Source organism: Sphingomonas sp. GC_Shp_5 (genome assembly GCF_026540855.1).
GTDB lineage: Bacteria > Pseudomonadota > Alphaproteobacteria > Sphingomonadales > Sphingomonadaceae > Sphingomonas.
The window spans coordinates 72143-94890 of sequence record NZ_JALNUP010000013.1; the positions used below are offsets into that span (position 1 = coordinate 72143).

The 22748-nt window shown below is 68.7% G+C and carries 19 protein-coding genes; 8 read left to right on the forward strand and 11 right to left on the reverse strand.

Features of this window, described 5'->3' with window-relative positions; genetic code table 11:
• The first annotated feature begins 170 nt into the window (after positions 1–170).
• A complete protein-coding gene (locus tag OXR60_RS11880; protein WP_267396120.1) occupies positions 171–1682 on the forward strand; it encodes an ATPase domain-containing protein in 1512 nt (503 codons plus the stop codon).
• Position 1683: 1 nt separating this feature from the next.
• Complete coding sequence (locus tag OXR60_RS11885) at positions 1684–3663, forward strand: PAS domain-containing hybrid sensor histidine kinase/response regulator (RefSeq protein WP_267396121.1); 1980 nt, start codon at positions 1684–1686, stop codon at positions 3661–3663.
• 21 nt (positions 3664–3684) lie between these two features.
• On the opposite strand, the gene OXR60_RS11890 is transcribed toward OXR60_RS11885, so the two are convergent.
• From OXR60_RS11890 to OXR60_RS11900, 3 genes are all read right to left on the reverse strand, one after another.
• Positions 3685–4818, reverse strand: coding sequence for an SGNH/GDSL hydrolase family protein (locus OXR60_RS11890; RefSeq protein WP_267396122.1), 1134 nt, complete (start codon positions 4816–4818; stop codon positions 3685–3687).
• Positions 4815–5036: a hypothetical protein gene (locus OXR60_RS11895; RefSeq protein WP_267396123.1), complete on the reverse strand. Its 222-nt coding sequence runs from the start codon at positions 5034–5036 to the stop codon at positions 4815–4817. The genes OXR60_RS11890 and OXR60_RS11895 overlap by 4 nt, the downstream gene beginning before the upstream one ends.
• Before the next feature lie 62 nt (positions 5037–5098).
• Complete coding sequence (locus OXR60_RS11900) at positions 5099–6289, reverse strand: PQQ-dependent sugar dehydrogenase (RefSeq protein WP_267396124.1); 1191 nt, start codon at positions 6287–6289, stop codon at positions 5099–5101.
• Between the two features lie 216 nt (positions 6290–6505).
• On the opposite strand from OXR60_RS11900, the gene OXR60_RS11905 reads away from it, so the two are divergent.
• Both OXR60_RS11905 and OXR60_RS11910 read left to right on the forward strand, forming a co-directional pair.
• Positions 6506–7258 (forward strand): SDR family NAD(P)-dependent oxidoreductase, encoded by a 753-nt coding sequence (locus tag OXR60_RS11905; protein WP_267396125.1) that lies wholly within the window; start codon positions 6506–6508, stop codon positions 7256–7258.
• Positions 7259–7331: 73 nt separating this feature from the next.
• Positions 7332–8582, forward strand: coding sequence for a hypothetical protein (locus tag OXR60_RS11910; protein WP_267396126.1), 1251 nt, complete (start codon positions 7332–7334; stop codon positions 8580–8582).
• On the opposite strand, the gene OXR60_RS11915 is transcribed toward OXR60_RS11910, so the two are convergent.
• Both OXR60_RS11915 and OXR60_RS11920 read right to left on the reverse strand, forming a co-directional pair.
• Positions 8569–10182 (reverse strand): family 43 glycosylhydrolase, encoded by a 1614-nt coding sequence (locus OXR60_RS11915; RefSeq protein ID WP_267396127.1) that lies wholly within the window; start codon positions 10180–10182, stop codon positions 8569–8571. The genes OXR60_RS11910 and OXR60_RS11915 overlap by 14 nt on opposite strands.
• A 90-nt stretch (positions 10183–10272) precedes the next feature.
• Positions 10273–11841: a beta-xylosidase gene (locus tag OXR60_RS11920; RefSeq protein WP_346015422.1), complete on the reverse strand. Its 1569-nt coding sequence runs from the start codon at positions 11839–11841 to the stop codon at positions 10273–10275.
• 225 nt (positions 11842–12066) lie between these two features.
• On the opposite strand from OXR60_RS11920, the gene OXR60_RS11925 reads away from it, so the two are divergent.
• Positions 12067–14292 (forward strand): hypothetical protein, encoded by a 2226-nt coding sequence (locus tag OXR60_RS11925; RefSeq protein ID WP_267396128.1) that lies wholly within the window; start codon positions 12067–12069, stop codon positions 14290–14292.
• Between the two features lie 14 nt (positions 14293–14306).
• Here the strand turns inward: OXR60_RS11925 and OXR60_RS11930 are convergent, their stop codons facing one another.
• Positions 14307–16337 carry an L-dopachrome tautomerase-related protein gene (locus OXR60_RS11930; protein WP_267396129.1) on the reverse strand — a complete coding sequence of 677 codons (2031 nt, stop codon included), beginning with the start codon at positions 16335–16337 and terminating at the stop codon, positions 14307–14309.
• Here OXR60_RS11930 and OXR60_RS11935 point away from each other — a divergent pair.
• Positions 16306–16875 carry a hypothetical protein gene (locus tag OXR60_RS11935; RefSeq protein WP_267396130.1) on the forward strand — a complete coding sequence of 190 codons (570 nt, stop codon included), beginning with the start codon at positions 16306–16308 and terminating at the stop codon, positions 16873–16875. The genes OXR60_RS11930 and OXR60_RS11935 overlap by 32 nt on opposite strands.
• 57 nt (positions 16876–16932) lie before the next feature.
• Positions 16933–17511, forward strand: coding sequence for a TMEM175 family protein (locus OXR60_RS11940; RefSeq protein ID WP_267396131.1), 579 nt, complete (start codon positions 16933–16935; stop codon positions 17509–17511).
• A 56-nt stretch (positions 17512–17567) separates the two neighbouring features.
• On the opposite strand, the gene OXR60_RS11945 is transcribed toward OXR60_RS11940, so the two are convergent.
• Positions 17568–18191 (reverse strand): hypothetical protein, encoded by a 624-nt coding sequence (locus OXR60_RS11945; RefSeq protein WP_267396132.1) that lies wholly within the window; start codon positions 18189–18191, stop codon positions 17568–17570.
• A gap of 30 nt (positions 18192–18221) precedes the next feature.
• Entirely contained in the window at positions 18222–18527 is a 306-nt protein-coding gene (locus OXR60_RS11950) for a hypothetical protein (protein ID WP_267396133.1), read from the reverse strand.
• A gap of 139 nt (positions 18528–18666) precedes the next feature.
• Between OXR60_RS11950 and OXR60_RS11955 the strand changes: the two genes are divergently transcribed.
• Positions 18667–19446 (forward strand): IclR family transcriptional regulator, encoded by a 780-nt coding sequence (locus OXR60_RS11955; protein ID WP_267396134.1) that lies wholly within the window; start codon positions 18667–18669, stop codon positions 19444–19446.
• On the opposite strand, the gene lldD is transcribed toward OXR60_RS11955, so the two are convergent.
• From lldD to OXR60_RS11970, 3 genes are read right to left on the reverse strand one after another with little or no spacing between them, the layout of a single operon-like run.
• Positions 19443–20579: an FMN-dependent L-lactate dehydrogenase LldD gene (gene lldD, locus OXR60_RS11960; protein WP_267396135.1), complete on the reverse strand. Its 1137-nt coding sequence runs from the start codon at positions 20577–20579 to the stop codon at positions 19443–19445. The genes OXR60_RS11955 and lldD overlap by 4 nt on opposite strands.
• A 6-nt stretch (positions 20580–20585) precedes the next feature.
• Entirely contained in the window at positions 20586–21875 is a 1290-nt protein-coding gene (locus tag OXR60_RS11965) for an L-fuconate dehydratase (RefSeq protein ID WP_267396136.1), read from the reverse strand.
• Entirely contained in the window at positions 21872–22720 is an 849-nt protein-coding gene (locus tag OXR60_RS11970; RefSeq protein WP_267396137.1) for a fumarylacetoacetate hydrolase family protein, read from the reverse strand. The genes OXR60_RS11965 and OXR60_RS11970 overlap by 4 nt, the downstream gene beginning before the upstream one ends.
• Positions 22721–22748: the final 28 nt, after the last annotated feature.

A 22748-nucleotide genomic window follows, 5' to 3' on the forward strand; every position in this document is an offset into this window, starting at 1 on the left:
TCCCGCGACGCCGCCGTTCAGACCCCATCAACGACATATCCGGCATATACAGCCCGTGGGATCGCGCGCGATTGCTCACACCTCTGTTACTACCCGATTCAGTCGCCTAAGCAGCGTCATCGTCCATTCTGCCCGATCCGCCGCGGTCCGCATCCAATCAAGGTCCCTCCATGCAGCCTGATGCCGCGTCCCAGCCCACCACCGCTTCGACGGGGATTGCCGGCCTGGACGATATCCTCAACGGCGGGCTGACGCCGGAACGACTGTATCTGGTGGAGGGCACGCCGGGCACCGGCAAGACCACGCTCGGCCTCGGGTTCCTGCTCACCGGGGCCAAGGTCGGCGAAAGCGGCCTGTACATCACGCTTGCCGAGACGGAGAACGAGCTGCGCGCGGTCGGCAAGACCCACGGCTGGTCGCTCGACCCGATCACCGTGTTCGAGATGGTGCCGGCCGACGGGCTGAGCGACGATCAAGAGCAGACGTTGCTGCACCCCAGCGAGGTGGAGCTTGGCGAGACGATCCGTGCAATCATGGCCAAGGTCGACGAGTGCCGACCGGCGCGGGTGGTGATCGACAGCCTCTCCGAATTGCGGCTGCTCGCGCAAAGCGCGATCCGCTACCGGCGGCAGATCCTCGCGCTCAAGCATTTCTTCTCGACCCGCGCCTGCACCGTGCTGGTGCTCGACGACAAAAGCGCGTCCGGCAGCGACCTCCAGCTGCACAGCATCGCCCATGGCGTGATCGCGCTGGAACAGATCCTCTCGGGGTTCGGCGCGCAGCGGCGGCGGATGCATGTCGTGAAGTTGCGCGGGGTGCGTTATCGCGGCGGCTACCATGACTTCGAGATCGAGCGCGGCGGCCTCAAGATCTACCCGCGCCTGGTCGCCGCCGAACATGGTCGCAGCTATGTCGACGCGCCCGTCTCCACCGGCTCGGCCGGATTCGACGCCTTGCTCGGCGGCGGCCTCTTCCCCGGCACCGCGACGCTGCTGACCGGTCCTGCCGGCGTCGGCAAAACCACTGCGACGATCCAGTGCATGGTCGCCTTGCTGAGGCGCGGCGAGAAGGCCTGCTACTTCCTGTTCGACGAGCGCTTGCCGACGCTGCTCAAGCGATCGGCGGCGCTTGGCATGGACCTGCAACCCTTCATCGACAACGGCCTGCTGCAGATGCGCGCAATCGATCCGGCGGAACTGTCGCCAGGCGAGTTCGCCGGCGCGGTGCGCGCCGCGGTGGAGGAAGACGGAGCGCGGTTAGTCGCGATCGACAGCCTCAACGCCTATCTGCAGTCGATGCCGAACGAACAGTTCCTGGTGCTGCAGATGCACGAACTGCTCACCTACCTCGGCCAGCATGGCGTGGTGTCGATGCTGATCCTCGGCATGCACGGGATCATGGGCGACATCCGCGCCGACGTCGATCTCAGCTACCTTGCCGATACCGCAGTGCAGCTGCGCTATTTCGAGGCATTCGGCGAGGTCCGCCAGGCGATCTCGGTGATCAAGACGCGCACCGCGATGCACGAGCGCGTCATTCGCGAGTTCCAGATCACCGCCGGCGGCCTGGTGCTAGGCGAGCCGCTGCGGGCCTTTCAAGGCGTGCTGACCGGCATCCCCGCCTATATGGGCGAAAGCAGCACCCTGCTCGCCAGCCAGAGCACCGACGGCGGCGGCGGCTGAGATGCAGAACCGCGTTCTGATCCTGGCGCCGCGAGGCCGCGACGCGGCGATAGCCGCCGATCTGCTGCGTCGAAGCGGGATCGAGGCGGTGGTATTCGACGCGTTGGCGCCGATGGTGACGGCGCTCGACGACGGTGCCGGCGCGGTGATGATCACCGAGGAGGCGCTCGCCTCGGCTGATCGCACCGCCCTGTCGGCCTGGGTCGCGGCGCAGCCGACCTGGTCGGACCTGCCATTCGTCGTGCTGGCCAACGGCGGCACCTCGCCGCGGACGTCGACCGCCACCGAGCGCCTGGGCGATCTCGGCAACGTCGTGCTGCTTCAGCGGCCGCTCCATGCCGAGGCGATGGTCGGCGCGGTGCGCTCCGCGATCAAAGCGCGGCAGCGGCAGTTTGAGGTGCGTGCCGCGGCGGAAACGCTCGAGCAAGCCGTCGCCCAGCGTACCGCCGAGCTTCAGGCGGCGCGCGACAGCCTGGCGTTTGCGCTTGAGGCAGGCGGCATGGCGAGCTGGGACATGGATCTGGCGACCGGCGACACGCAGCGCTCGCCGAGCCATGATGCCTTGTTCGGCTATCCGGCACCCCAGCCGCGCTGGACGATTGCGCATCTGCTACACCACGTTAACGCCAAGGACCGGCCCGCGATCGCCGCCGCCTTCGACCAGGCGCTGACCACCGGGACGCTCGAGTTCGAATATCCTATCACGGGCGCGGACGGCAGCGCGCGCTGGATCGCGGTCAAGGGGCGGGCCCGCTACGATGACGACGGCACGCCGCGACGCCTGGCTGGCGTGATCTCCGATACCACCGCGCGCCGCGACGCCGATGCCCAGTTGGCGCAGTCACAGAAGATGGACGCGATCGGCCAGCTGACCGGCGGTGTCGCGCATGATTTCAACAATCTCCTCACGCCGATCGTCGGCAGCCTCGATCTGGTGCGGCGGCGACACAAGGATGACGAGCGCACCCAGCGGATGGTGGGCGGCGCGCTCCAGGCGGCGGAACGCGCGGCGACGCTGACCCAGCGATTGCTCGCCTTTGCGCGTCGCCAGGCGCTCCAGCCCCAAGCGGTCGACATCGGCGCGCTGATCGACGGAATCGTCGAACTGGTCAGGCGCACGCTCGGGCCGACGATCGAGGTGGTCCCCGAGATCCCCGATTCGCTGCCGTCCGCCCGCGTCGATCCCAACCAGCTCGAACTGGCGCTGCTCAACCTCGCGATCAACGCGCGCGACGCGATGCCGGAGGGTGGCCGGCTGACCCTCACCGCCGCGGCCGAGACGGTCGCCGATCACGACGGCCGCGGGCTGGCGGCCGGGCGCTACATCCGGCTGGTGGCGCGCGACACCGGCACCGGCATGGACGAGGCGACGCTGGCGCGCGCCACCGAGCCGTTCTTCTCCACCAAGGGCGTCGGCAAGGGCACCGGGCTCGGCCTGTCGATGATCCACGGGCTGGCGGCGCAGTCCGGCGGCACATTGCGGCTGGACAGCCGGCTCGGCGCGGGTACCGCGGTGGAACTATGGCTGCCGGCGACCGACGAGCGTGCGCGCGTTGCCGATGGTGTCGGCGCCGAGCCGATCCCGGCCCAGCGCGCGGCAACGGTGCTGCTGGTCGATGACGAGGACATCGTCCGCTTCGCCACCGCCGACATGCTGCGCGATATCGGCTATCGGGTGGTGGAGGCGTCCTCGGCCAGCCAGGCGCTGATCGTCCTCCAGGGGAGCAGCGCCATCGACTTGCTGGTCACCGATTATCTGATGCCCGGGATGACCGGTGCGGCGCTGATCAGCGAGATGCGCGCGGCCGGCATTCCGATGCCGGCGCTGCTGATCACCGGCTATGCCGCGCGCGGCGAGGATGTCGCCGCCGACGTGCCGCGGCTCACCAAACCGTTTCGCCAGGTCGACCTCGCCGCCAAGGTCCATGACCTGCTCCACCGCACGGCGCCCGACGAAGCGCGTCGCGACGCCGCCGAATAGGCTGGCCGCGTCGGCGCGGCATCACCGTCGCCAGACGTCCGCCCGCCTGTCGATAACGCCCGCCAGCTTGGCCGCGATGGTGGCATCATCGGCGAGCGACGGGTGGCCATGGCAGCCGGTGAAGCCCAGGCCGTCGACCGGCAGAAAGGCGACGCGCCGGTCCCCGGCCGCGGCAAGCGCGGCGGCGACCTTGCCGGCCTCGGCCTCGATCTCGCCGTTCGCCATGTCGGTCGCCCAGAGGACGATCAGGGCATGCGGGTGGCGCGCGCGCAGCGAGCGTACGAACCGGGCGTAGGTCGCCTCGTAATCGGCGTGGAGCGCGTCGCGGTTGGGCCACTTCTCGCCATCGTGCAGCGCCGTGGTGAAATCGTTGGTGCCGAGCGCGATGACGATGAGCTGCGGGTTCGAGCCTTGCGGCTGCACCGGCGTCTGGTGATCGAACAGCGCGTACGAATAGGCCTCGATCAGCGTATCCGCCTTGAAGCCATTGTAGTTGCGGACGACGCCGCGCCCGGAGATCGCGTTGATCTGGAAGTCGGCGCCGTAGCGACTGGCGAGGATCGGGCCGAACGCGCGGGTGGTGTCGGTGGTCGCCCACACCTCGTCCTGGCTGCACTCGCCCTTGCTCGAGCTGTTGCCATAGCCGACGGTGTGCGAGTCGCCGATGAACTCGATCTGGCGCCCGCGGTGCGGCAGCGCCGCCGCCGCGGTGCCCGGGGCAGCGAAGAAGCCGCCGAACACCGTCGCGCCGGCCTGGCTTTCCGATGCCACCGCGACGCGCAGGCTGTGCTGTCCGGCACCGAGCCCGCGGACCCGATAGAAGCCCGGACGCGGCTTGGTCAGCGCCGCGACGGGTTGGCCATCCACCAGGATGCGGAGCGCGACGTCGCCCGCGCCGAGCTTGAAGAAGACGTCGGCACCGCGGAACGCCGTGTCGAAATAGCTGCCCGGCCATTGCCGGCGGAGATCCGTGCCGTCGGCCACGACCCGCCCGTGCGCCGCCATCGGCAGCGGCCTGGTGCCGACGGCGTCGGCTGGTTCGACGGTGATGGTTTCAGCGGCCAACGCGGCCTGTGCGGCGATGCCGATGCCGACGGCTGCGATCGCGGCGAGCAGGCCCCTGCCCCGCCCCGCGCGCCGGGTGAGCCGGCTCAACCCGGGATCCCCCAATTGGCATCGACGTCCGCCGCGGCGGCGGTGCGCACCAGATGCTCCACATAATGCTGGAAGATCGGCACGGTGAAGGTGACGATCACCGCATCGCCGTGCGGCTCCTTATATTTCAGCACCACGAAGCGGCCGCCGTCATCGTCCAGCACCAGGCCCGCCTCCATCGCGCCAGGGCCGCTGGGGGTAATGATGAGATCGGCCATGGACATCCTTTGGGCATCGGCGGTGGAACCGCGCGGGATCATGCCGCGCGCCGCCACGCCTATCAGCGCGGCGTGAGCTCCACCAGCGCGGCGTTGGCGCCATCGCGCAGCACCCACAGCGAGCCGCTGGGCCCTTCCTCCACCTCGCGGGTACGCGACCCGAGGCTAATCCGCGCCACTTCGCTGGCCTGGTTGCCGGTCACCCGCACCCGGACGATGCCCTGCTGCACCAGCCCGGCAAGGATGAAGTCGCCGGTCCAGCCGACGAACGCCGAGCCATGATATTGGATCATCCCGCCCGGCGCGATCACCGGCGTCCAGCTCACCAGCGGCGGCGTGTAGGCGGGGTTGGTGGCGTGGCGCGGGATCGGCGTACCGTCGTAATTGTCGCCCTCCGACACGCGCGGCCAGCCATAGTTGCGCCCGGCATCGATCAGGTTGAACTCGTCGCCACCCATCGGCCCCATCTCGGATTCGAACAAACGGCCGTCGCTGGCGAACACCAGCCCGTAGGGATTGCGGTGACCCAGCGTCCAGATCTCGGGGCGGGCGCCGGCGGTGGCGGCGAACGGATTGCCCGCCGCCGGCGTGCCGTCGAGATTGATCCGCACGATCTTGCCGAGCGTGCCGGACAGATCCTGCGCCGGCGTGCCCTGCTGGCGCTCGCCGGTGCTGACGAACAGCGTCCGGCCATCGGGCGCGAAGGCAAGGCGGCCGCCGAGCTGGCCACCGGTGGTCGCCGGCGTCGCACGCCAGATCACGGTGACGTCGCTCAGCCGCGGCGCCGCATCCAGATTGAGTGTCGCGCGGGCGACGGCGAGCTGCTGGCCGCCGGTGGCGGGCTCGGCATAGGTGATCCACACCCGCGCATTGGCCGCAAAGGCGGGATCGAGCGCAACATCCTGCAGCCCAAGCTGTCCCTGGAAGGTGACCTGCGGGACGTTGGCCACCGGCGTCTTGCCACCCGCCTGCGTGACGAGCTGCAGTTGCCCCGACTTCTCGGTGACGAGCAGGCGGCCATCGGGCAGGAAGACCATCGCCCAAGGATTGTCGAAGGTGGCGACGACCCGCTGGTTGACCATCGCGGTGGGCGTCGGGGTCGGCGTGGGTGACGGGGTCGGTGTGGGCGTTGGTGCGGGCGTCGGCGTCGGCGTGGGGGTAGCGACCGGCGGAACCGTGTCACCGCCATCGGAGCCGCCACAGCCCGCCAAGGCGATCGCGAGCGAGATCGGGACGAAGCGACGTTGGCGCATGGCACGCTCCCCTGTTCCTCTTGATCGAGGATATGATGTTGAAACGTTCGCGTCGCCGAGAGGATGCGCGGGAAGAGGGTAACCGCGGCCTTGACGCTGTTTCGCCCGGCATGATCCCCGCGAACGCCGCTTGAACGCCGACGCCACTTTGGTCAGGAGACAAGCTCGAGCCGCAGCCGACAGGCACGATGCGGCTCCCGATCCGCTGGAGACGTCATGGCCAAGACTGCATTCATCACCGGCGCCACCGCCGGCATCGGCGCCGCCGCGACAGAGGCGTTCGTCGCAGCGGGCTGGCGGGTAATCGCCACCGGCCGGCGCGCGGCGCGGCTGGCGGCGTTGCGCGAGCGGCTCGGGCCGGACCAGGTCCATACCCTCGCCTTCGACGTCGCCGACGACGCTGCCGCCCAGGCCGCGCTCGCCGGATTGCCGGCCGAGTGGCGCGAGATCGACCTGCTGATCAACAATGCCGGCCTCGCGCTCGGCACCAAGCCGGCGCAGGAGGCCAGCCTCGCCGATTGGCAGACGATGATCGCGACCAACGTCACCGCGTTGGTTTCGCTCACCCACCATCTGCTGCCCGGCCTCGTTGCCCGGCGTGGTGCGATCATCAACCTGTCGTCGGTCGCGGCGACATATCCGTACAGCGGCGGCAACGTCTATGGCGGCACCAAGGCGTTCGTCGAGCAATTCTCGCTCGGGCTGCGCGCCGATCTGCACGGCAAGGGGGTGCGCGTCACCTCGATCGAACCAGGCATGGTCGAAACCGAGTTCACGGTGATCCGTACCGGCGGCAACCAGGCCGCATCCGATGCCTTGTATCAGGGCGCCAATCCGATGACCGCCGAGGACATCGCCGCGACCATGCTGTGGGTGGCCGACCTGCCGGCGCATCTCAACATCAACCGGCTGGAGCTGATGCCGGTCAGCCAGTCGTTCGCCGGTTTCCAGGTAGCGCGCGGCGGTTGACCGGCGGTCAGCGCCCGACCGCATCGGCGTCGTTCAGCCCGCGGCCAGCTTGCTGCGCCTAGAGCTGCAAGCCGTGGGGCAGCTTCTCTGGCGCGGATTGATCGGTGTGGCCCTGGCGCTGGCGGGGACGATGCCGGCGTCGGCGCAGATCGCGCCGCCGGTGGCGCTACAATCCGCCGATGACGCGCTCGCGCAGGATGCCGCCGGGATCGCGGAGCGACTCGGCACCACGCCGGAGGAAGCCGGCCGGCAGTTGCGCCTGCAACAGGCGAGCGTCGCCGCCACCGATGCGATCGCCGACCGCTTCGGCAGCAGGCTGGCCGGCATCACGATCGAGCACAACCCCACGTTCGCGATCGTCGTCCGCCTGACCGGCGACGCTCCGGTGGCAAACAACACGCTGGACCTCGCGGGCGAGCCGGTGAGCGTGACCTACATCACCGGCGCGCGCACCAGCCACACCGGGCTGATCCAGGCGATCACCGCCTATCAGGCGCAGATCCGCGCTAGCCTGCTCTCGCCCCCCGGCCTCGGCGTCGATCAGCGCACCGGCGAGCTCGTCGCGGTGGTATCCGTGCGCGACGTCGCGCGCGAGGGCAGCGACGGGCTGCGCGATCGGCTTGAGGCGCTCACCCAGGTGCCGGTGCGGCTGCGCGTCGTCGACCAGCCCGCGCTCGATGCCGCGGGGGTCGAGGGCGGCACCCGCATGGTCGGCAGCATCGCCGGCGACCCACGGCAATATCTGTGCACCGCCGGCTTCGTCGTCACCGACGAGGTCCGCACCGGGCTGGCGACGGCGGCGCATTGCCCGGATGCGCTGAGCGTCCGCGATGCCGACGGAGTCGCCATCCCGCTGCCCTTCGTTGGCCAATGGGGCTGGGGCAACCAGGATGTGCAGATCAACGCCAGTCCCCAGCCGCTGGCGCCGGTGTTCTTCGCCGACACCCGCCGCTCGGTCAGTCGCCCCGTCACGGGTGCGCGTCCCCGCGCCGGGATGCGCGCTGGCGACGTCGTCTGCCATCGCGGCGAGCGCACCGGCTACAGCTGTTCGGAGGTGGAACTCACCGATTTCGCCCCCGCCGGCGACCTGTGCGGCGGCGCCTGCCTGCCGACCTGGACCAGCGTCGCCGGGCCGACCTGCAAGGGCGGCGACAGCGGCAGCCCGGTGTTCCTCGGCACCACCGCATATGGCATCCTCAAGGGCGCAAGCTACCGCTCGGACGGCAGCTGCGCCTTCTACTTCTACATGTCGACAGACTATCTGCCGCAGGGCTGGCGGCTGTTGACCGCCGATCCCGCCGGGGCATTACTCACAGCGCCTTGAACCGGAAATCCCGGAACCGCGCCTCGCCGGCGCCTGCCGCATAGAGCCCCGGGCGCAGCATCAGGAAGCCACCGCGGACGTTGTGGTGATAGCCCGACACCTCCATGCCGCGATCGAAACGCTGCCATGTCGCGCCATGGTCGGCGGAGGTGTGGATGGCGACGATGTGCCGCTTGTTGGCGATGCGCACGGTCATGCGCCGGCCGTGGTCATGCGCCGGCCGGCCCCGCTCGATGCCATATTGATGCGTCACGAAGCGATGCTCGTCGAAGCCGAGACCGCAATAGAGCTTGTCGTCGTAGAACAGCACCAGCCCGGCGGTGCCACCCGGGGCGATCTCAATGTCGCACTGAAACTCATAGGCCTGGTCGCCGGCGATCAGCAGCAGCGGCGAAGAATCGCTCGGCGCCGTGCCGCTCGCCTTGAGGATCAGCGCATCCTGCTCGACGCGAACACGTGCGCGCTCGTTGGCACCAGGGCGGAAGAAATTCCATTTGGCACCGAGCGCCAGCGGACCGGCGAACGCATCCGAGAGCGGCTGTCCGTGCGGCCCCTCCTGCCCGCCCTTGGGCTTGGATAGCGGCCGCGACAGATCGCCGCCGGTCATCCGGAACCAGCCATCGGCGGTCCAGCGGATCGGATCGAGCAATACCTGCCTTCCCAAGGTCCAATAGCCGTGTTCGAAACCATGATAGACCGACCACCAGCTGCCATCCGGCGCCTCGACCAGGCTGGCATGGCCGCGCGACCACCATTTTTCGTCGTCCGAGACGGTGCGCACCAGCGGGTTGGCCGGGTCGTTGACCCAGGGACCGTGGATCGATCGCGACCGGGCGACGATCACCATATGCCCGGTCGGTGGCCCCGCCGTGCCGCCGACCGCGGTGATCATGTAGAACCAGTCGCCATGGCGCTGGATCTTGGGGCCCTCCGGGCTGAATCCCTCGACGTCCCATTCGTCGGGATAGCGCCACGGATCATAGACATGCTCGACCGCGCCCACTGTCGACAGCCCGTCGTCGGCGAGGCGGATGCGATCGCCGCCGGACAGGAACAGCCAGCGCGAGCCGTCCTCTCCCACCGCGTGGCAGGGATCGATGTGGTCGTGCAGCCCGAGCGAGACGGGATCGGACCAGGGGCCGTCGATGTGAGCGGCGGTGATGACGTAAATGTCGTTGGGTTCGGCCTTGACCGGGATATAGAGGAAGTAGCGGTTTGCATGCTTGGCGAGGCTCACCGCCCATACCGAGCCGATGTTGCGGGTGAGCGCGGCCGAGCGCGGCCGCCAGTTGACCAGATCGCGGCTGTGCCAGATCGTCAGCCCGGGATAGCTGTCGAAGCTCGAGAAGGTCATGTAATAGTCGGCACCGTCCTTGAGGATGGCAGGATCGGGCCGATCGCCGCCGATCAGCGGGTTGAGGAAGCGGCCGTCGCCGAGATCGGCGACGCGCTGGCCATTGAAGCCGCGACGCCATTGATCGTCGAACGGCGCGGCGCAGGGCGTCGCCGCATCTGACCGTGCCGCTGCTGGCGATCCCAGCAGTCCGGCGCCCCCTGCCAGTGCCAACCCGAACGCATCACGCCTGTTCACCTCGGTCATTCCTGCTCCTCCACGGCTTGTGGAAGCGATGATGACACCGGTTTCCTGATCTGATCAACCGCCGTCCGCGGGTCGCAGGCGCCGCTCCGATCAGCGTGGTGCGAGATCGATCATCACCACATCCTGTTCGTGCATCGGCAGCGAGAGGCTGAGCCTGCCATCGGCGCCGACGCTCACCGCGCGCGTCTCCGGCGCATCCGTCGTCAACGACGCCAGTTGCTGCACCTGTGCCGGCGTCAACGTCGCCGGCCGCCCCATCTCGAGATAGGCCGTATACGCATCATTGTGCCGGAAGCCAGTGCGACGGATGCGGGCCTGGTAGCGGCCGGGCTTCATGCCGGTCACGTTCAGGTCCAGCGGCGCGGCTTCGCCGGGCGCACGCACCTTGGTGAAGAACGGCCGGTTGCTCACCGGTTGCTCGGGCAGCGCCTCGCGCCAGGCGAGAAGCTGCACGGCGCCGCCCTTGATCGTGGCGATGCTCTGCGCGTCGCCGGTCGGCAGTTCGCGGTCGCCGAGGTCATGGAGATACTTATAGGCGAACCATGCGGGCTTGCGGATGCCCTGCGGCGTCATCAGCCCGAAGCCGCCCTCGAACGGCCGGGCTTGCGGGCCCGGCTCCTCGAACAGGTCGCTGAACGTCCAATAGCTCATGCCCTGCGCGAGGCGCTCGGTGCTCTTGAGCTTGGCGAGGATGTAGGCGGCGCCGAGGTAATCATCGTGGATCGGATCGCGCGGATTGTAGCTCGTGCTCCATTCGGTGAAGAACAGCGGCAGCCCGCGCCGGCCGGAGGCATCGATCTGCGCGCGCACCTTGCGCACGTCCTGGATCACCGCATCGGGGTTGCGCGACAGCTTGTTGTCGCCCTCGCCCTTCTCGTCGAGGAAGCCGCCCTCGACGCCATAGGTGTGGGTGGAGATGAAATCGACCGGGAACTTGTGCGCGGTCGCATAGGCGAGCAGCTCTGGCACCCAGGCGGCGCCTGCGGTGGAGGGCCCGCCGACCCGCAGCGCGGGATCGATCGCCTTGATCGCCCGGGCGCTGCGGCCATAGAGGTCGAAATAGGCCTGCTGATCGGCGCCTTCCCAGAAGCCGGCGAGATTGGGCTCGTTCCACACCTCGAAATACCAGCTGCGCACCTCAGCCGCACCATAGCGCGCGACGAGATGGCGGACGAACGCGTCCACCAGCGCCGTCCATTTCTGCGGCTGGGGATGCGAGGTGTTGCCCTTCCAGTAGAAGATGGTCTGGTCGGAGGTCTTCATCGCATCGGGGGTGAAGCCGAGCTCGACGAACGGCTTGATCTTCATGCGCAGCAGCTGGTCGTAGAGGTAATCGACCTTGCGCCAGTCGTAGACCGGCTTGCCGCCGACCTCGCGATAGGTGCCGAGCTGGTCGGCGAAGATGTTGTGGAAGCGGATGTAGCGGAAGCCCAGCTCCTGCTGGACGGTGCGCAATTGGGCGAGGCTGTCGTCGCGGATCAGCGTCCCCGGGAAGTCGGAGCCGATCGACATCATCGCCGTCGCGCTGCGCGGCGTGGTCGGCGCATGCACGTCGATCGTGATCGCGTGGGTGGGCGCGGCGGCCGCGGCCAGGCTCGGCGACAGCGCCATGCAGCCGAGCGCAAGCCGCGCCATCATCCTCGAAGCCAGGGTCATCATCAGCCGTCCTCTCCCGCGCCTGCCGTTATCGCCTTGCTGGCTTTGTTAGCGCTATCCGGGAGAGAATAGGCAGATCGGTGACCATCGGCAACCTGCTGCCGACGCCAACCATCACGCGTTGATCGAGGCGCAACTGTCGGCTTGCCAAGGCGCCGCTGTTAGCGATACCCCAGCCGCATCGAACGCTCGGCGACGAACGCCTGGGCGAAGGCGGAGAGGCCGGGAATGATCAAGCGCTGGGCAGCTGCTGCCACCATGTCGCTGCTGGCGCCGCTCGGCATGGCCGGCCGGGCCTCCACCCCGGCCACTGTTCCCTATGAGTGGCAGAACGTCGCGGTCGGCGGCGGCGGCTTTGCCCCGGGGATCGTGTTCAGCCCGGTCGAGCGCGGCCTGGCCTATCTGCGCACCGACATGGGCGGGGCGTATCGCTGGGACGCGCGGGACCGGCAATGGCATCAACTGCTCGATGGCACGGCGGTCGGCAGCTACATGGGCATCGAGAGCATCGCGCCCGATCGGGTCGACGCCGACATCGTCTATCTCGCAGCCGGCATGGGCGCCACCGCCCCCGCCGCAATCTTCCGCTCGGCGGATCGCGGCGCGCATTGGACGATCACCAGGGTGCCGTTCGCGATGGGCGGCAACGAAGACGGCCGCGGCATGGGCGAGCGGCTCGCGATCGATCCGCATCGCCCTGCAACCCTGTTCTTCGGCTCGCGCCATGACGGGCTGTGGCGCAGCGACGATTCCGGCCGGCGCTGGGCCAAGGTGGCGGGCTTTCCCCTGCCCGGCCTCGGCCTGCCGCGCGCGCGCCGCACCACGCATGGCGGCCTGTCGTTCGTGCTGTTCGATCCGCAGCAGCGCGGCCGGATGTACGTCGGCAGCGCCGATCCGGGGCCGCGCCACCTGTTCCGCTCGGACGATGGCGGCGCGAGCTGGACCGCGATCGACGCCGCACCGGCCGGGCTGTTGCCCACCAAGGCGGCGATCGGCAGCGATGGCATCGTCACGATCAGCTACGCCGACGCGATCGGCCCCAATGGCGTCACTGACGGCGCGGTGTGGCGCTACGATCCCGCCACGGCCCACGCCACCGACGTAACGCCGCCACGCAGCCCGGGCGAGGTGCCCGGCGGCTTCTTCGGTGTCGCGGTCTCGCGCCAGGATCCGCAGGTGATCGCGGTCAGCACGGTCAACCGTTACAAGCCGATCGACACCGTCTGGCGCTCCGCCGACGGCGGCCGCCACTGGGACGAACTGCAGCGCCGCAGCATCCGCGACGTCTCGGCGACGCCGTTCCTCGATCTCGATGGCAAGGCGAACTTCGGCCATTGGATCGCCGGGCTGGCGATCGATCCGTTCGACGCCGGCCATGCCGCCTATGTCACCGGCGCGACCATGTATGCCACCGAGGGTTTCGCCGCCCCCGGCACGATGCGCTGGACCCCCTGGACCCGCGGCATCGAGCAGACCGCGATCATCACCCTCACCAGCCCGACCGGCGGCGCCCCCTTGGTCTCGGGGTTCGGCGACATCGGTGGCTTCCGCCACGACGATCTCGCGATCTCGCCCGCGCACGTCCATCTCGGGCCGTATCTCACCAACTCCAACACGCTCGATTATGCCGGCACCGCCCCAGCGATCATGGTGCGCAGCGGCAGCACCCACACCCGCATCGTGCCCGGACCGTCGCTCGCCTGGTCACACGACGGCGGCGAGAGCTGGACGCCGCTCGCCGCACCCCCAGCTGCGCCACACGCGGACGGTTCGCCGCTGCCCGAGCAGACCGGCGACGCCGCCATCACCGTCGCCGCCGACGGCGGCGCCTTCCTCGCCGAGTTCGACGCGCCGGCGCTGAGCCGCGATCACGGTGCGCATTGGCTCGCGGTCACGGGCCTGCCGTCGCGCACCCGCGTCGCCGCCGACAAGGTCGATCCGCATCGCTTCTACGCGCTCGATTTTGCCGCCAACCGCCTCGTCCGCAGCGACGACGGCGGGCTGCACTTCCATCCCGTCGCCACCACCGGCCTGCCGGCCGACCTCGCGCGTGCGCGGGTCGTCTGGCGCGAGGCGCAGAACCCGCTGATGGCGACGCCTGGCCACGCCGGGATGCTATGGCTCAACGTCGGTGGTCGCCTGTACCGCTCGGCCGATTTTGGTGCGCGGTGGAGCGCAACGCCGGGGCCGCTCGAGATCGCCTACTACGGGCTCGGCAAGGCGGCGCCCGGCAGTCCCTGGCCGACAGTGTTCGCGATCGGCCGGCGTCAGGGAGTGGAGGCGGTGTGGCGCTCGCTCGATGGCGGCGCCACCTGGCAGCGGATCAACGACGACGCGCACCAATGGGGCCTGCGCTTCCGCGTCATCTCCGGGGATCCGCGCCGGTTCGGCCGGGTCTATATCGGCACCGACGGCCGCGGGATCCTCTATGGCGATCCCCGCCCTGCCTCATAGACCCAGCCGCGCGATTACTTCGGCGGCGTGAAGGAAAACAGCTGCGTGCGGATCGACGCCGGCGCACCGGGGGTGAACCAGTTGGTATCCTGGATGTGGCTGGCGGTAACGTAGATCGTCCCGTCGCTCCCTTCCGAGAAGGTATCGGGCCAGCGCAGGCGACGGTCGGTCAGCACCGTCTCCACGGTGGCGCCGTTCAGTCGCTTGATCGCGTAATCCGACGGCGAGGTGAGGTAAAGCGTCCCCGCCCGGCTCATCCACAGGCCGTCTGCGACATGGGTCCGCGCCACGATCTTCACCGCCGCGGCGCGATCGGCCTCGCTCACCTCGGGGCGCAGCTTGGCGGTGTCGATCGCGTAGAGCGTCTTGCCGGTCAGCGCCTGATAATAGAGCGTCGAACCATCGTTGGCGATGGCGATGCCGTCGGCGGCGAACGCCGGCTGGCGGCCATCGGGGCGGACCAGCGGCTTGCCATCGAGCGTCACCGTCACCGTCTTGTCGACCTGGGTAGACGGATGGCCATCGAGCGCGCGGAAGCTCCTGCCGCTGTCGAGATCGACGACGATGATCGCACCGCGCGTGCCGCTGTCGGTGATATAGCCGGTCTTGCCATCGGGCGAGAAGCGGATGTCGTTGAGGTAGGTGCCTTGCAGCGCCACGTCGCCGGGCACCGGGATCACCTTGCTCACCTGGTTGGTGGCGAGATCGATCCGCACCAGCTTGGGCGCGCCTTCCAGGATCTTCTCATTGCCCGGTGCGCCCGGATCGAGCACCCACAGGTGGCCGTGGCCGTCGGGCACGATCGACTGGACGCAGACGAAATGGTCGGCGACGGACAGCTCGTTGGCGCGCGCGTTGCGCCAGCTGTTCCACTGCGCGTTGGGATAGGGACGCAGCGATCCGTCCTTCATCAGCTCGGCGACCGAGATCGGCGCGTCGTCAGTCCAGCGCGGGAAGTTGACGAAGCGGCGGCCATCCGCGGTGACGGCGACGCCGGTCACCTGGTGATCGAAGGCGGCGACCTCGGTGAGCTTGCCGCTGCGGCCCTGCGCCTGGGCCACGCCGGCCACCGCTGCCGCAGCGAGGCCGAGCGCGGCAATACCGGCAACGATCGGGGCGGCTTTCTTCATGGTCAGGCTCCTGTCGGTGGTGTCGGCGAGCAAGGTCGGATCGCCGATGAAGAGATCGATGAGGTAGCGCGCCACGGCGCGCGGGTGCTCGCGCTGCGCGAAATGGCCGACGCCGGTCAGCACGATGCGCGCGAACGGCCCGGTGAACTTGGCGGCGACATCGCTGCTCGCGCTCGGCGGATTGACGCCGTCGGCGTCGCCCTGGATGTAGATCGCCGGCAGCGACAGCGTGCTGGTCGCCTTGACCTTGTCCTCGAGCCATTGGCTGCTCGGATCCGGTGCCGCTTCGTCCCACCGCGTGCGATAGCTGTGCAGCGTCACGTCCACCCAGTCCGGGTTGTCGAACGAGCGGGCGACGCGCTCGAAGGTCACTTCGTCGAACCAACCCGGCGGCGACCAATTAACCCAGTGAATATGCGCAAATCCCTTGCGATCGTCGCGCACCGCCTGCGCGCCGCGGCCGGTCGCCATGAACCAATGGTACCATTGCCGCTGCGTCTGTTCGAACGGCGGCGTCGGCATGCCGCCGAGCCGCGGCGGCGTGCTGAGCATCGCCATCCGCTCGACGCGATCGGGCCAGCCGACCGCCAGCGCCTCGGCGATGTTCGCGCCCCAATCATGCCCCGCGACCATGAAGCGCTCGATGCCGAGCCCATCCATCAGCGCGATCGCATCCATCGCCAGCACCGCGCTGTTGCCCGTGCGCGGCTGGTCGTCGTCCAGGAACCTGGTCTTGCCGAAGCCGCGCAGGGTGGGCACGATCGTGCGCAGGCCCGCTGCATGGAGCAGCGGCATGACCGCATTCCAGCTGGAGGCATCATCGGGCCAGCCATGTAGCAGCAGCACGACGGATGCGGCCAACGGCCCGGCATCGACATAGGCGATGTCGAGCGTCGCGGTTTTCAACATGGGCATCAGGCGTCATCCAGGAAAAGCTAAACTCGCGCCGGCGACGCTGCGACTGCCGCAGGCAGTGGCAGATCGGGGGTTGCTTCCGGCGATGGGCACGCTCAGCACAATCCTTCGGCGCCAGCTTGTTTCCCTTGGCGGCGCCGCGTTCGCCGAATTCATGCTGCCGTGCGGACCCGCGATTCCAACGATGATCTTCTCGCGGCGCCGTCGAGATCACGCCGTCGGCGACAGGCAGCTCCATGGTGCTATGGAAAACAGCGTGGCGGTGTGCCAGGCTGTGTCACTTCCTGGTGCCAGCAGCTATCGACGCGGGATCGATGATCCGTCAGGAGAGCGCATGAACGCCGTAGATGCCCTGCACGCCGCACCCGGCGACGTCCGCGACGCCGCGCTGGCCCTCCTCGACCAAGTGTCGGCGCCGCTGACCGAGCGCCAGCTCGCAGCGGCGCTGCGCGCCCAGGGCGTCAGGCGCATGGACGCCCGCAAGCTTGCGCGGGCGTTGAAGACCCTTGCGATCATTGCCATCATGCCGCGCGCCTGATGCCGTGACCGGCCGCCTCGGCTCGACCTGACCAGGCTCCATCAGCAGGAGGATCGCATGGACACCGGCAGGCTGGCTGCCTTTACCGATGGCGTTGTCGCCATCATCATCACCATCATGGTGCTGGAACTGCACGTTCCCGCCAGCGGCAGTCTCAGGGATCTTTCCGCCAGCATGCCGGTGCTGCTCGCTTATGCGCTGAGCTTCATCAACGTCGGGCTCTACTGGAACAACCATCATCACCTGATCCACGCGACCGAGAAGGTGGATGGCCGGGTATTGTGGGCAAATTTGTTCCTGCTGTTCTGGCTCAGCCTGGTGCCGTTCGTGATCCGCTGGCTCGACAGCAGCGGCTTTGCGGCAGGGCCCACCGCCACCTACGGAATCGTCCTGGGGCTCGCAGCGATCGGCTATACGCTGACCGAGCGGGCGATCATCGCCTGCAACGGTCGCACCTCCGCCGTCGCGCGCGCGATCGGCCACGATTGGAAAGGCTGGCTGAGCATCCTGCTCTACGGGGTCGGCATCCCGCTCGCCTTCGTCAGCCGCTGGCTGGCGCTTGGCGCCTATGTTGCGGTGATCCTGATGTGGCTGATCCCCGATCGACGCATCGCACGAGTGCGCGCGGAGGCGTGATCGGGGCTGGCTGTGTCCCACGCCCTCGGGACGGGGCGCAGGACACAGCGTCAGGCTCAGACGCCGGTGGTGTAGCGCGAACGCTCTTCGCGGACCTGCGCATCGGTGTAAGCGGGTGCGGTGTCGTCGAACGACGTCCAGCCGCTCTCGCGATAGACCTGGCCGCGGGTCTGCGCATCGACCGACTTGTTGCGGTGAAGCACGGCTTCGGCCTCGCTGACGCGATCGTCCGGCACCTTGGCGCTCACCAGCGAGCCGCCGCGCCGCACGCCCTCGGCGTAGACATGAGCGTCATTCTCGTCGGTCCCGGCGTTCTTCAGCGCGCCGACGATGCTGCCCGTGGCCGCGCCACCGGCGGCGCCGATGCCGGCACCGGCGGCGGTTGCCGCAAGCCAGCCGGCCGCGACGATCGGGCCAAGGCCGGGGATCGCGAGCAGGCCTAGGCCCGCGAGCAGGCCGCCGGCGCCGCCGAGCACCGCACCGGTCGACACGCCGCGGCTGACGTCGCCATGGTCGTTGACGCTGTCGTGATCGGCGGCGTCATGGTCGCCATGATGCTTGTCGGCATTGTTAGCGACGATGCTGAGATCGTCGTGGGCAATGCCGAGTGCTTCCAGCTCGCGCACCGCATTGGCGGCGTCGGTGTAATTGTCGAACAAGCGTGTGATGGTCTGTGACATGGTATCTCTCCTGAAACCGGTGTTATCGTGTTAGCGAGCGGTGACGTTGCCCTTGTAATCGAGCATCACGGTCGCCCGCTTGCCGTGCTTCATCGCGGTGCCCTGCCACAGCCCGTCGTGCTTGGTCAGCTTGGTGACGCCGGTGTAGCCGGCCTTGGCGAAACGACCGCGCGCCTGGCTCTCGGTGAAGGAATTGGCGCCCTTGGCCGGTGCGGCGATCGCGTGCGGCGCGCCGTTCTTGATCGCCGGATTGTGCGAGCCGGCCTGCGGGCTTTGCGCGCCGGCGCCGGTCGCGAGCAGGGCAGCGGCGGACACGGCAGCGAAATGACGAAACATAAGCTCTCTCCTGATGGAAGACCCGCTCAACGTTCGGAGTCGCGGAAAGGCCCAGCGCCGGCAGAGCCCAGCGCAAAAAACGGTTTCGCTTGAATGCGAGGCAGGCTCGCGTAGGTTCGCGAGCCGCGGAACGGAGATCATGGTAACCAAGCCTCGCTATCAGGCGCCCGCCCTCAAGAAGGGCCTCGAGATCCTCGAACTGTTGGCATCGGCCGACGGCGCGATCTCGATGTCCGACATCTCGGCGGCGCTCGGCCGCTCGGTCAGCGAGATCTTCCGCATGCTCCAGGTGCTCGAAGAGCATCATTACATCGTGCGCGACGACAGCGGCTACCGGTTGACCAACCGGTTGTTCGCGCTCGGCATGCGCCAGCCGCCGGTGCGCGACCTCGTCTCCACCGCCTTGCCGGTGATGCACGATCTCGCCTGGAAGACCGGCCAGAGCTGCCATCTCGCCGTCGCCTCGGGCGCGGAGATGGTGGTGATCACCAATGTCGAGGCGCCGGGGCTGGTTGGCTTCGCCGTGCGGGTCGGCTACCGGCGTCCCCTGCATCTTTCCACTTCCGGGCAGGTGTTGCTCGCCTTTCAGCCGGCCGCTCGACACGCGGCGATGCTGGCCGATGCCCGCGAAACGGGCGAGATCATCGACGAGGCGGCATTGGCGCAGATCCTCGCGCAGATCGTCGCCGACGCCGGCGCGACCTCGCCCAGCCCGATGTTGACCGGGATTGTCGATCTCGCCGCGCCGATCCTCGCCAGCCATGCCGCGATCGCCGCGCTGACGGTGCCGTTCGTCGATGGTCCCGGCGCGCGGGTTGCGCTCGCCGACACGCGCGATGCCTTGCACCATGCCGCCGACGAGATCAGCCACCACATGGCGCCGAGCGTCAGGAGCGGGGCGACCGCCCCGCCCGGCTAAGCGACGAGCACCGATCGATCGATTTCGGCGATGGTGCGCACGCCGGTCAGCGCCATCGCCACCCGCATTTCGCGCTCGATCAGCGTCATCAGCAGGTCAATCCCGGCCTCGCCGCGCGCCGCAAGGGCATAGACCCAGGCGCGCCCCAGCAGCACGCCGTGCGCGCCCAGCGCGAGCATCCGCACCACGTCGAGCCCCGATCGCACGCCCGAATCCGCAAGCACCGTCACCTGGTCGCGCACCGCATCGGCGATCGCCGGCAGCGCGCGTGCCGACGACAGCACGCCATCGAGCTGCCGCCCGCCATGGTTGGAAACGACGAGACCGTCGGCACCGATGCCGACCGCGGCGCGCGCATCCTCGACGTCGAGGATGCCCTTGATGATCAGCGGCCCGTCCCAGGCGGCGCGGATCCATTCGAGATCAGCCCAGGCGATTGACGGATCAAAATTGGCGCCGAGCCAGCCCATATAGTCGTTGAGCCCGCTCTTGCTGCCGAGCACCGGCTCGAGGTTGCCGAGCTGGTGCGGCCGGCCACGGATGCCGACGTCCCACGCCCAGCCGGGCCGCCCCATCGCCTGGAGCAGCCGCTTGAATGGCGCGCCCGGCCCCGACATCCCCGAATGCGCGTCACGGTAACGCGCCCCGGGCACCGGCATGTCGACGGTGAACACCAGCGCCTCGGCGCCCTGCTCCTTCGCGGTCGCGATCAGGTCGCGCATGAAGGCGCGATCGCGGATCACGTAGAGCTGGAACCACAAGGGGCCGGTGCCGCTCGCGCGCTTGACCTCGGCGAGCGGGCAGATCGACACCGTCGATAGGCAGAAGGGCACCCCCGCCTTGGCCGCCGCGCGTGCCGCCTGGGTCTCGCCGCGGCGGTGATACATGCCGCTGATGCCGACCGGCCCCAGCCCCACCGGCATCGCCATCCGCCGCCCGAACAAGGTCGTGCCGAGATCGATCTCCGCCACGTCGCGCAGCACCCGCTGGCGCAGCGCGATGTCGGCGAGGTCCGACACGTTGCGCGCCATGGTGCGCTCGGCATAGGCGCCGCCATCCGCATAATCGAACAGGAAGCGCGGCAACCGCCGCCGCGCCGCCTCGCGGAAGTCGAGCGTGGAGGAGACGATCATCGCGGTTCAGTAGCGCACTTCGGGCGACACCGCATATTGTTCGATCGACCCGGGCTTCATCTCGATCGAATAGCCCGGGCGAGTCGGCGGCATATAGGCGGCATCCTTGATCACGCACGGATCGATGAAATGCTCGTGGAGATGGTCGACATATTCGATCACTCGGCCCTCGCGCGTCCCCGAGAAGCACAGATAGTCGATCATCGACAGATGCTGGACATATTCGCACAGGCCGACGCCGCCGGCGTGCGGGCACACCGGCAGGCCCTGCTTGGCCGCCATCAGCAGCACCGCGAGCACCTCGTTGACGCCGCCCAGCCGGCAGGCGTCGATCTGCACCACGTCGATCGCGCCGGCGGCCATGAACTGCTTGAAGAGGATGCGGTTCTGGCACATCTCGCCGGTCGCGACCTTGACGTCACCGATGCCGCGGCGGATCGCGGCGTGGCCGAGCACGTCGTCGGGGCTGGTCGGCTCCTCGATGAACCACGGCTTGGCGAAGGCGAGCGCATTGACCCATTCGATCGCCTGGCCGACCTCCCAGATCTGGTTGGCGTCGATCATCAACTTGGCGTCGGGACCGATCGCCTCGCGGGCGATGCGGAGGCGACGGATGTCGTCTTCCAGGTCACGCCCGACCTTGAGCTTGATATGGTCGAAGCCCGCATCGACCGCCTCGCGCGCCAGCCGAAACAGTTTCTCGTCCGAATAGCCGAGCCAGCCCGCCGAGGTCGTGTAGCAGGGGAACCCTTCCGCCTTCAGCGTCGCGACCCGCTCCGCCTTGCCGACCGCGCGCTCGGTAAGCAGCGCCAGCGCTTCCTCGGGCGTGATGAAGTCGGTGATGTAGCGGAAGTCGATGGTGCGCACGAGCTCCTCGGGGCTCATGTCCGCGACCAGCTGCCACACCGGCTTGCCCGCCGCCTTGGCCCACAGATCCCACACCGCGTTGACGACGGCGCCGGTGGCAAGATGGATCGCGCCCTTGTCGGGCCCGATCCAGCGCAACTGGCTGTCGTTGGTGACGTGGCGCCAGAAGCGACCCATGTCCGCGGCGATCCAGTCGAGGTCGAGGCCGATCACGCGTTCCCGCAGCGCGCCGATCGCGGCAACGCAGATCTCGTTGCCGCGGCCGATGGTGAAGGTCAGGCCATGGCCCTCGAGCCCTGCCGCATCGGTCTCGAGCACCACATAGGCGGCCGAATAATCGGGATCGGGATTCATCGCATCCGAACCGTCCAGCGACAGGCTGGTCGGGAAGCGGATGTCGCGGATGCGCAGGCCGGTGATCCGGGTCACGCGCGCGCCTCCACGACCTGCTGGCGCTGCTCGCCGAGCCCGTCGATCCCGAGCCGCATCACCTCGCCGACCGCGAGGAACTTGGGCGGCTTCTGGCCGAGGCCGACGCCCGGCGGCGTTCCGGTGGAGATCACGTCGCCTGCCTGCAGGCTCATGAACCGGCTGAGATAGGCGATGATCGTCGGCACGTCGAACACCATGGTCGCGGTGGTGCCGTCCTGGTAGCGCTTGCCATCCACCTCGAGCCACAGGTGCATCTTGTCATGCGCCGGCGCCTCGTCGGCGGTCACCAGCCACGGCCCGATCGGGCCGAAGGTGTCGCAGCCCTTGCCCTTGTCCCAGGTGCCGCCGCGTTCCATCTGGAAGGCGCGCTCGGAGACGTCGTTGATCACGCAATAGCCCGCGACATGGTCCATCGCATCGGCCTCGTCGATGTAGCGGCCGGGCTTGCCGATCACCACGCCGAGCTCGACCTCCCAGTCGAGCTTGGTGGCGTCGCGCGGCATCTCCACCGCGTCGTTCGGCCCGCAGATCGCGCTCGTCCACTTGTTGAAGATCACCGGCTCCTTGGGCACGTCCATCCCGCTCTCGGCGGCATGATCGCTATAGTTGAGGCCGATGCAGATGAACTTGCCGACCTGGCCGACGCAGGCGCCGATCCGCGGGCTGCCTTCGACGGCGGGCAGCGTGGCGAGATCGATCCCGGCGAGCGCGGCGAGGCCATCGGGCTCGAGCACGCTGCCGGCAATGTCGGGAACGATCCCCGAAAGGTCGCGGATCAAGCCCGCATCGTCGAGGATACCGGGCTTTTCCTGGCCGAGCGGGCCGTAACGCAGAAGTTTCATGTACTTGACCTTTGTAGCGTGAAGCGGG

Bases quoted from the DNA above. Each gene is read 5' to 3' on its own strand.
- OXR60_RS11880 (WP_267396120.1), top strand. From the start codon at position 171: ATGCAGCCTGATGCCGCGTCCCAGCCCACCACCGCTTCGACGGGGATT.
- OXR60_RS11920 (WP_346015422.1), bottom strand. From the start codon at position 11,841: ATGATGACCCTGGCTTCGAGGATGATGGCGCGGCTTGCGCTCGGCTGC.
- OXR60_RS11895 (WP_267396123.1), bottom strand. From the start codon at position 5,036: ATGGCCGATCTCATCATTACCCCCAGCGGCCCTGGCGCGATGGAGGCG.
- OXR60_RS11925 (WP_267396128.1), top strand. From the start codon at position 12,067: ATGATCAAGCGCTGGGCAGCTGCTGCCACCATGTCGCTGCTGGCGCCG.
- OXR60_RS11905 (WP_267396125.1), top strand. From the start codon at position 6,506: ATGGCCAAGACTGCATTCATCACCGGCGCCACCGCCGGCATCGGCGCC.
- OXR60_RS11970 (WP_267396137.1), bottom strand. From the start codon at position 22,720: ATGAAACTTCTGCGTTACGGCCCGCTCGGCCAGGAAAAGCCCGGTATC.
- OXR60_RS11955 (WP_267396134.1), top strand. From the start codon at position 18,667: ATGGTAACCAAGCCTCGCTATCAGGCGCCCGCCCTCAAGAAGGGCCTC.
- OXR60_RS11930 (WP_267396129.1), bottom strand. From the start codon at position 16,337: ATGCCCATGTTGAAAACCGCGACGCTCGACATCGCCTATGTCGATGCC.
- OXR60_RS11935 (WP_267396130.1), top strand. From the start codon at position 16,306: ATGTCGAGCGTCGCGGTTTTCAACATGGGCATCAGGCGTCATCCAGGA.
- OXR60_RS11940 (WP_267396131.1), top strand. From the start codon at position 16,933: ATGGACACCGGCAGGCTGGCTGCCTTTACCGATGGCGTTGTCGCCATC.
- OXR60_RS11915 (WP_267396127.1), bottom strand. From the start codon at position 10,182: ATGACCGAGGTGAACAGGCGTGATGCGTTCGGGTTGGCACTGGCAGGG.
- OXR60_RS11885 (WP_267396121.1), top strand. From the start codon at position 1,684: ATGCAGAACCGCGTTCTGATCCTGGCGCCGCGAGGCCGCGACGCGGCG.
- lldD (WP_267396135.1), bottom strand. From the start codon at position 20,579: ATGATCGTCTCCTCCACGCTCGACTTCCGCGAGGCGGCGCGGCGGCGG.
- OXR60_RS11950 (WP_267396133.1), bottom strand. From the start codon at position 18,527: ATGTTTCGTCATTTCGCTGCCGTGTCCGCCGCTGCCCTGCTCGCGACC.
- OXR60_RS11945 (WP_267396132.1), bottom strand. From the start codon at position 18,191: ATGTCACAGACCATCACACGCTTGTTCGACAATTACACCGACGCCGCC.
- OXR60_RS11900 (WP_267396124.1), bottom strand. From the start codon at position 6,289: ATGCGCCAACGTCGCTTCGTCCCGATCTCGCTCGCGATCGCCTTGGCG.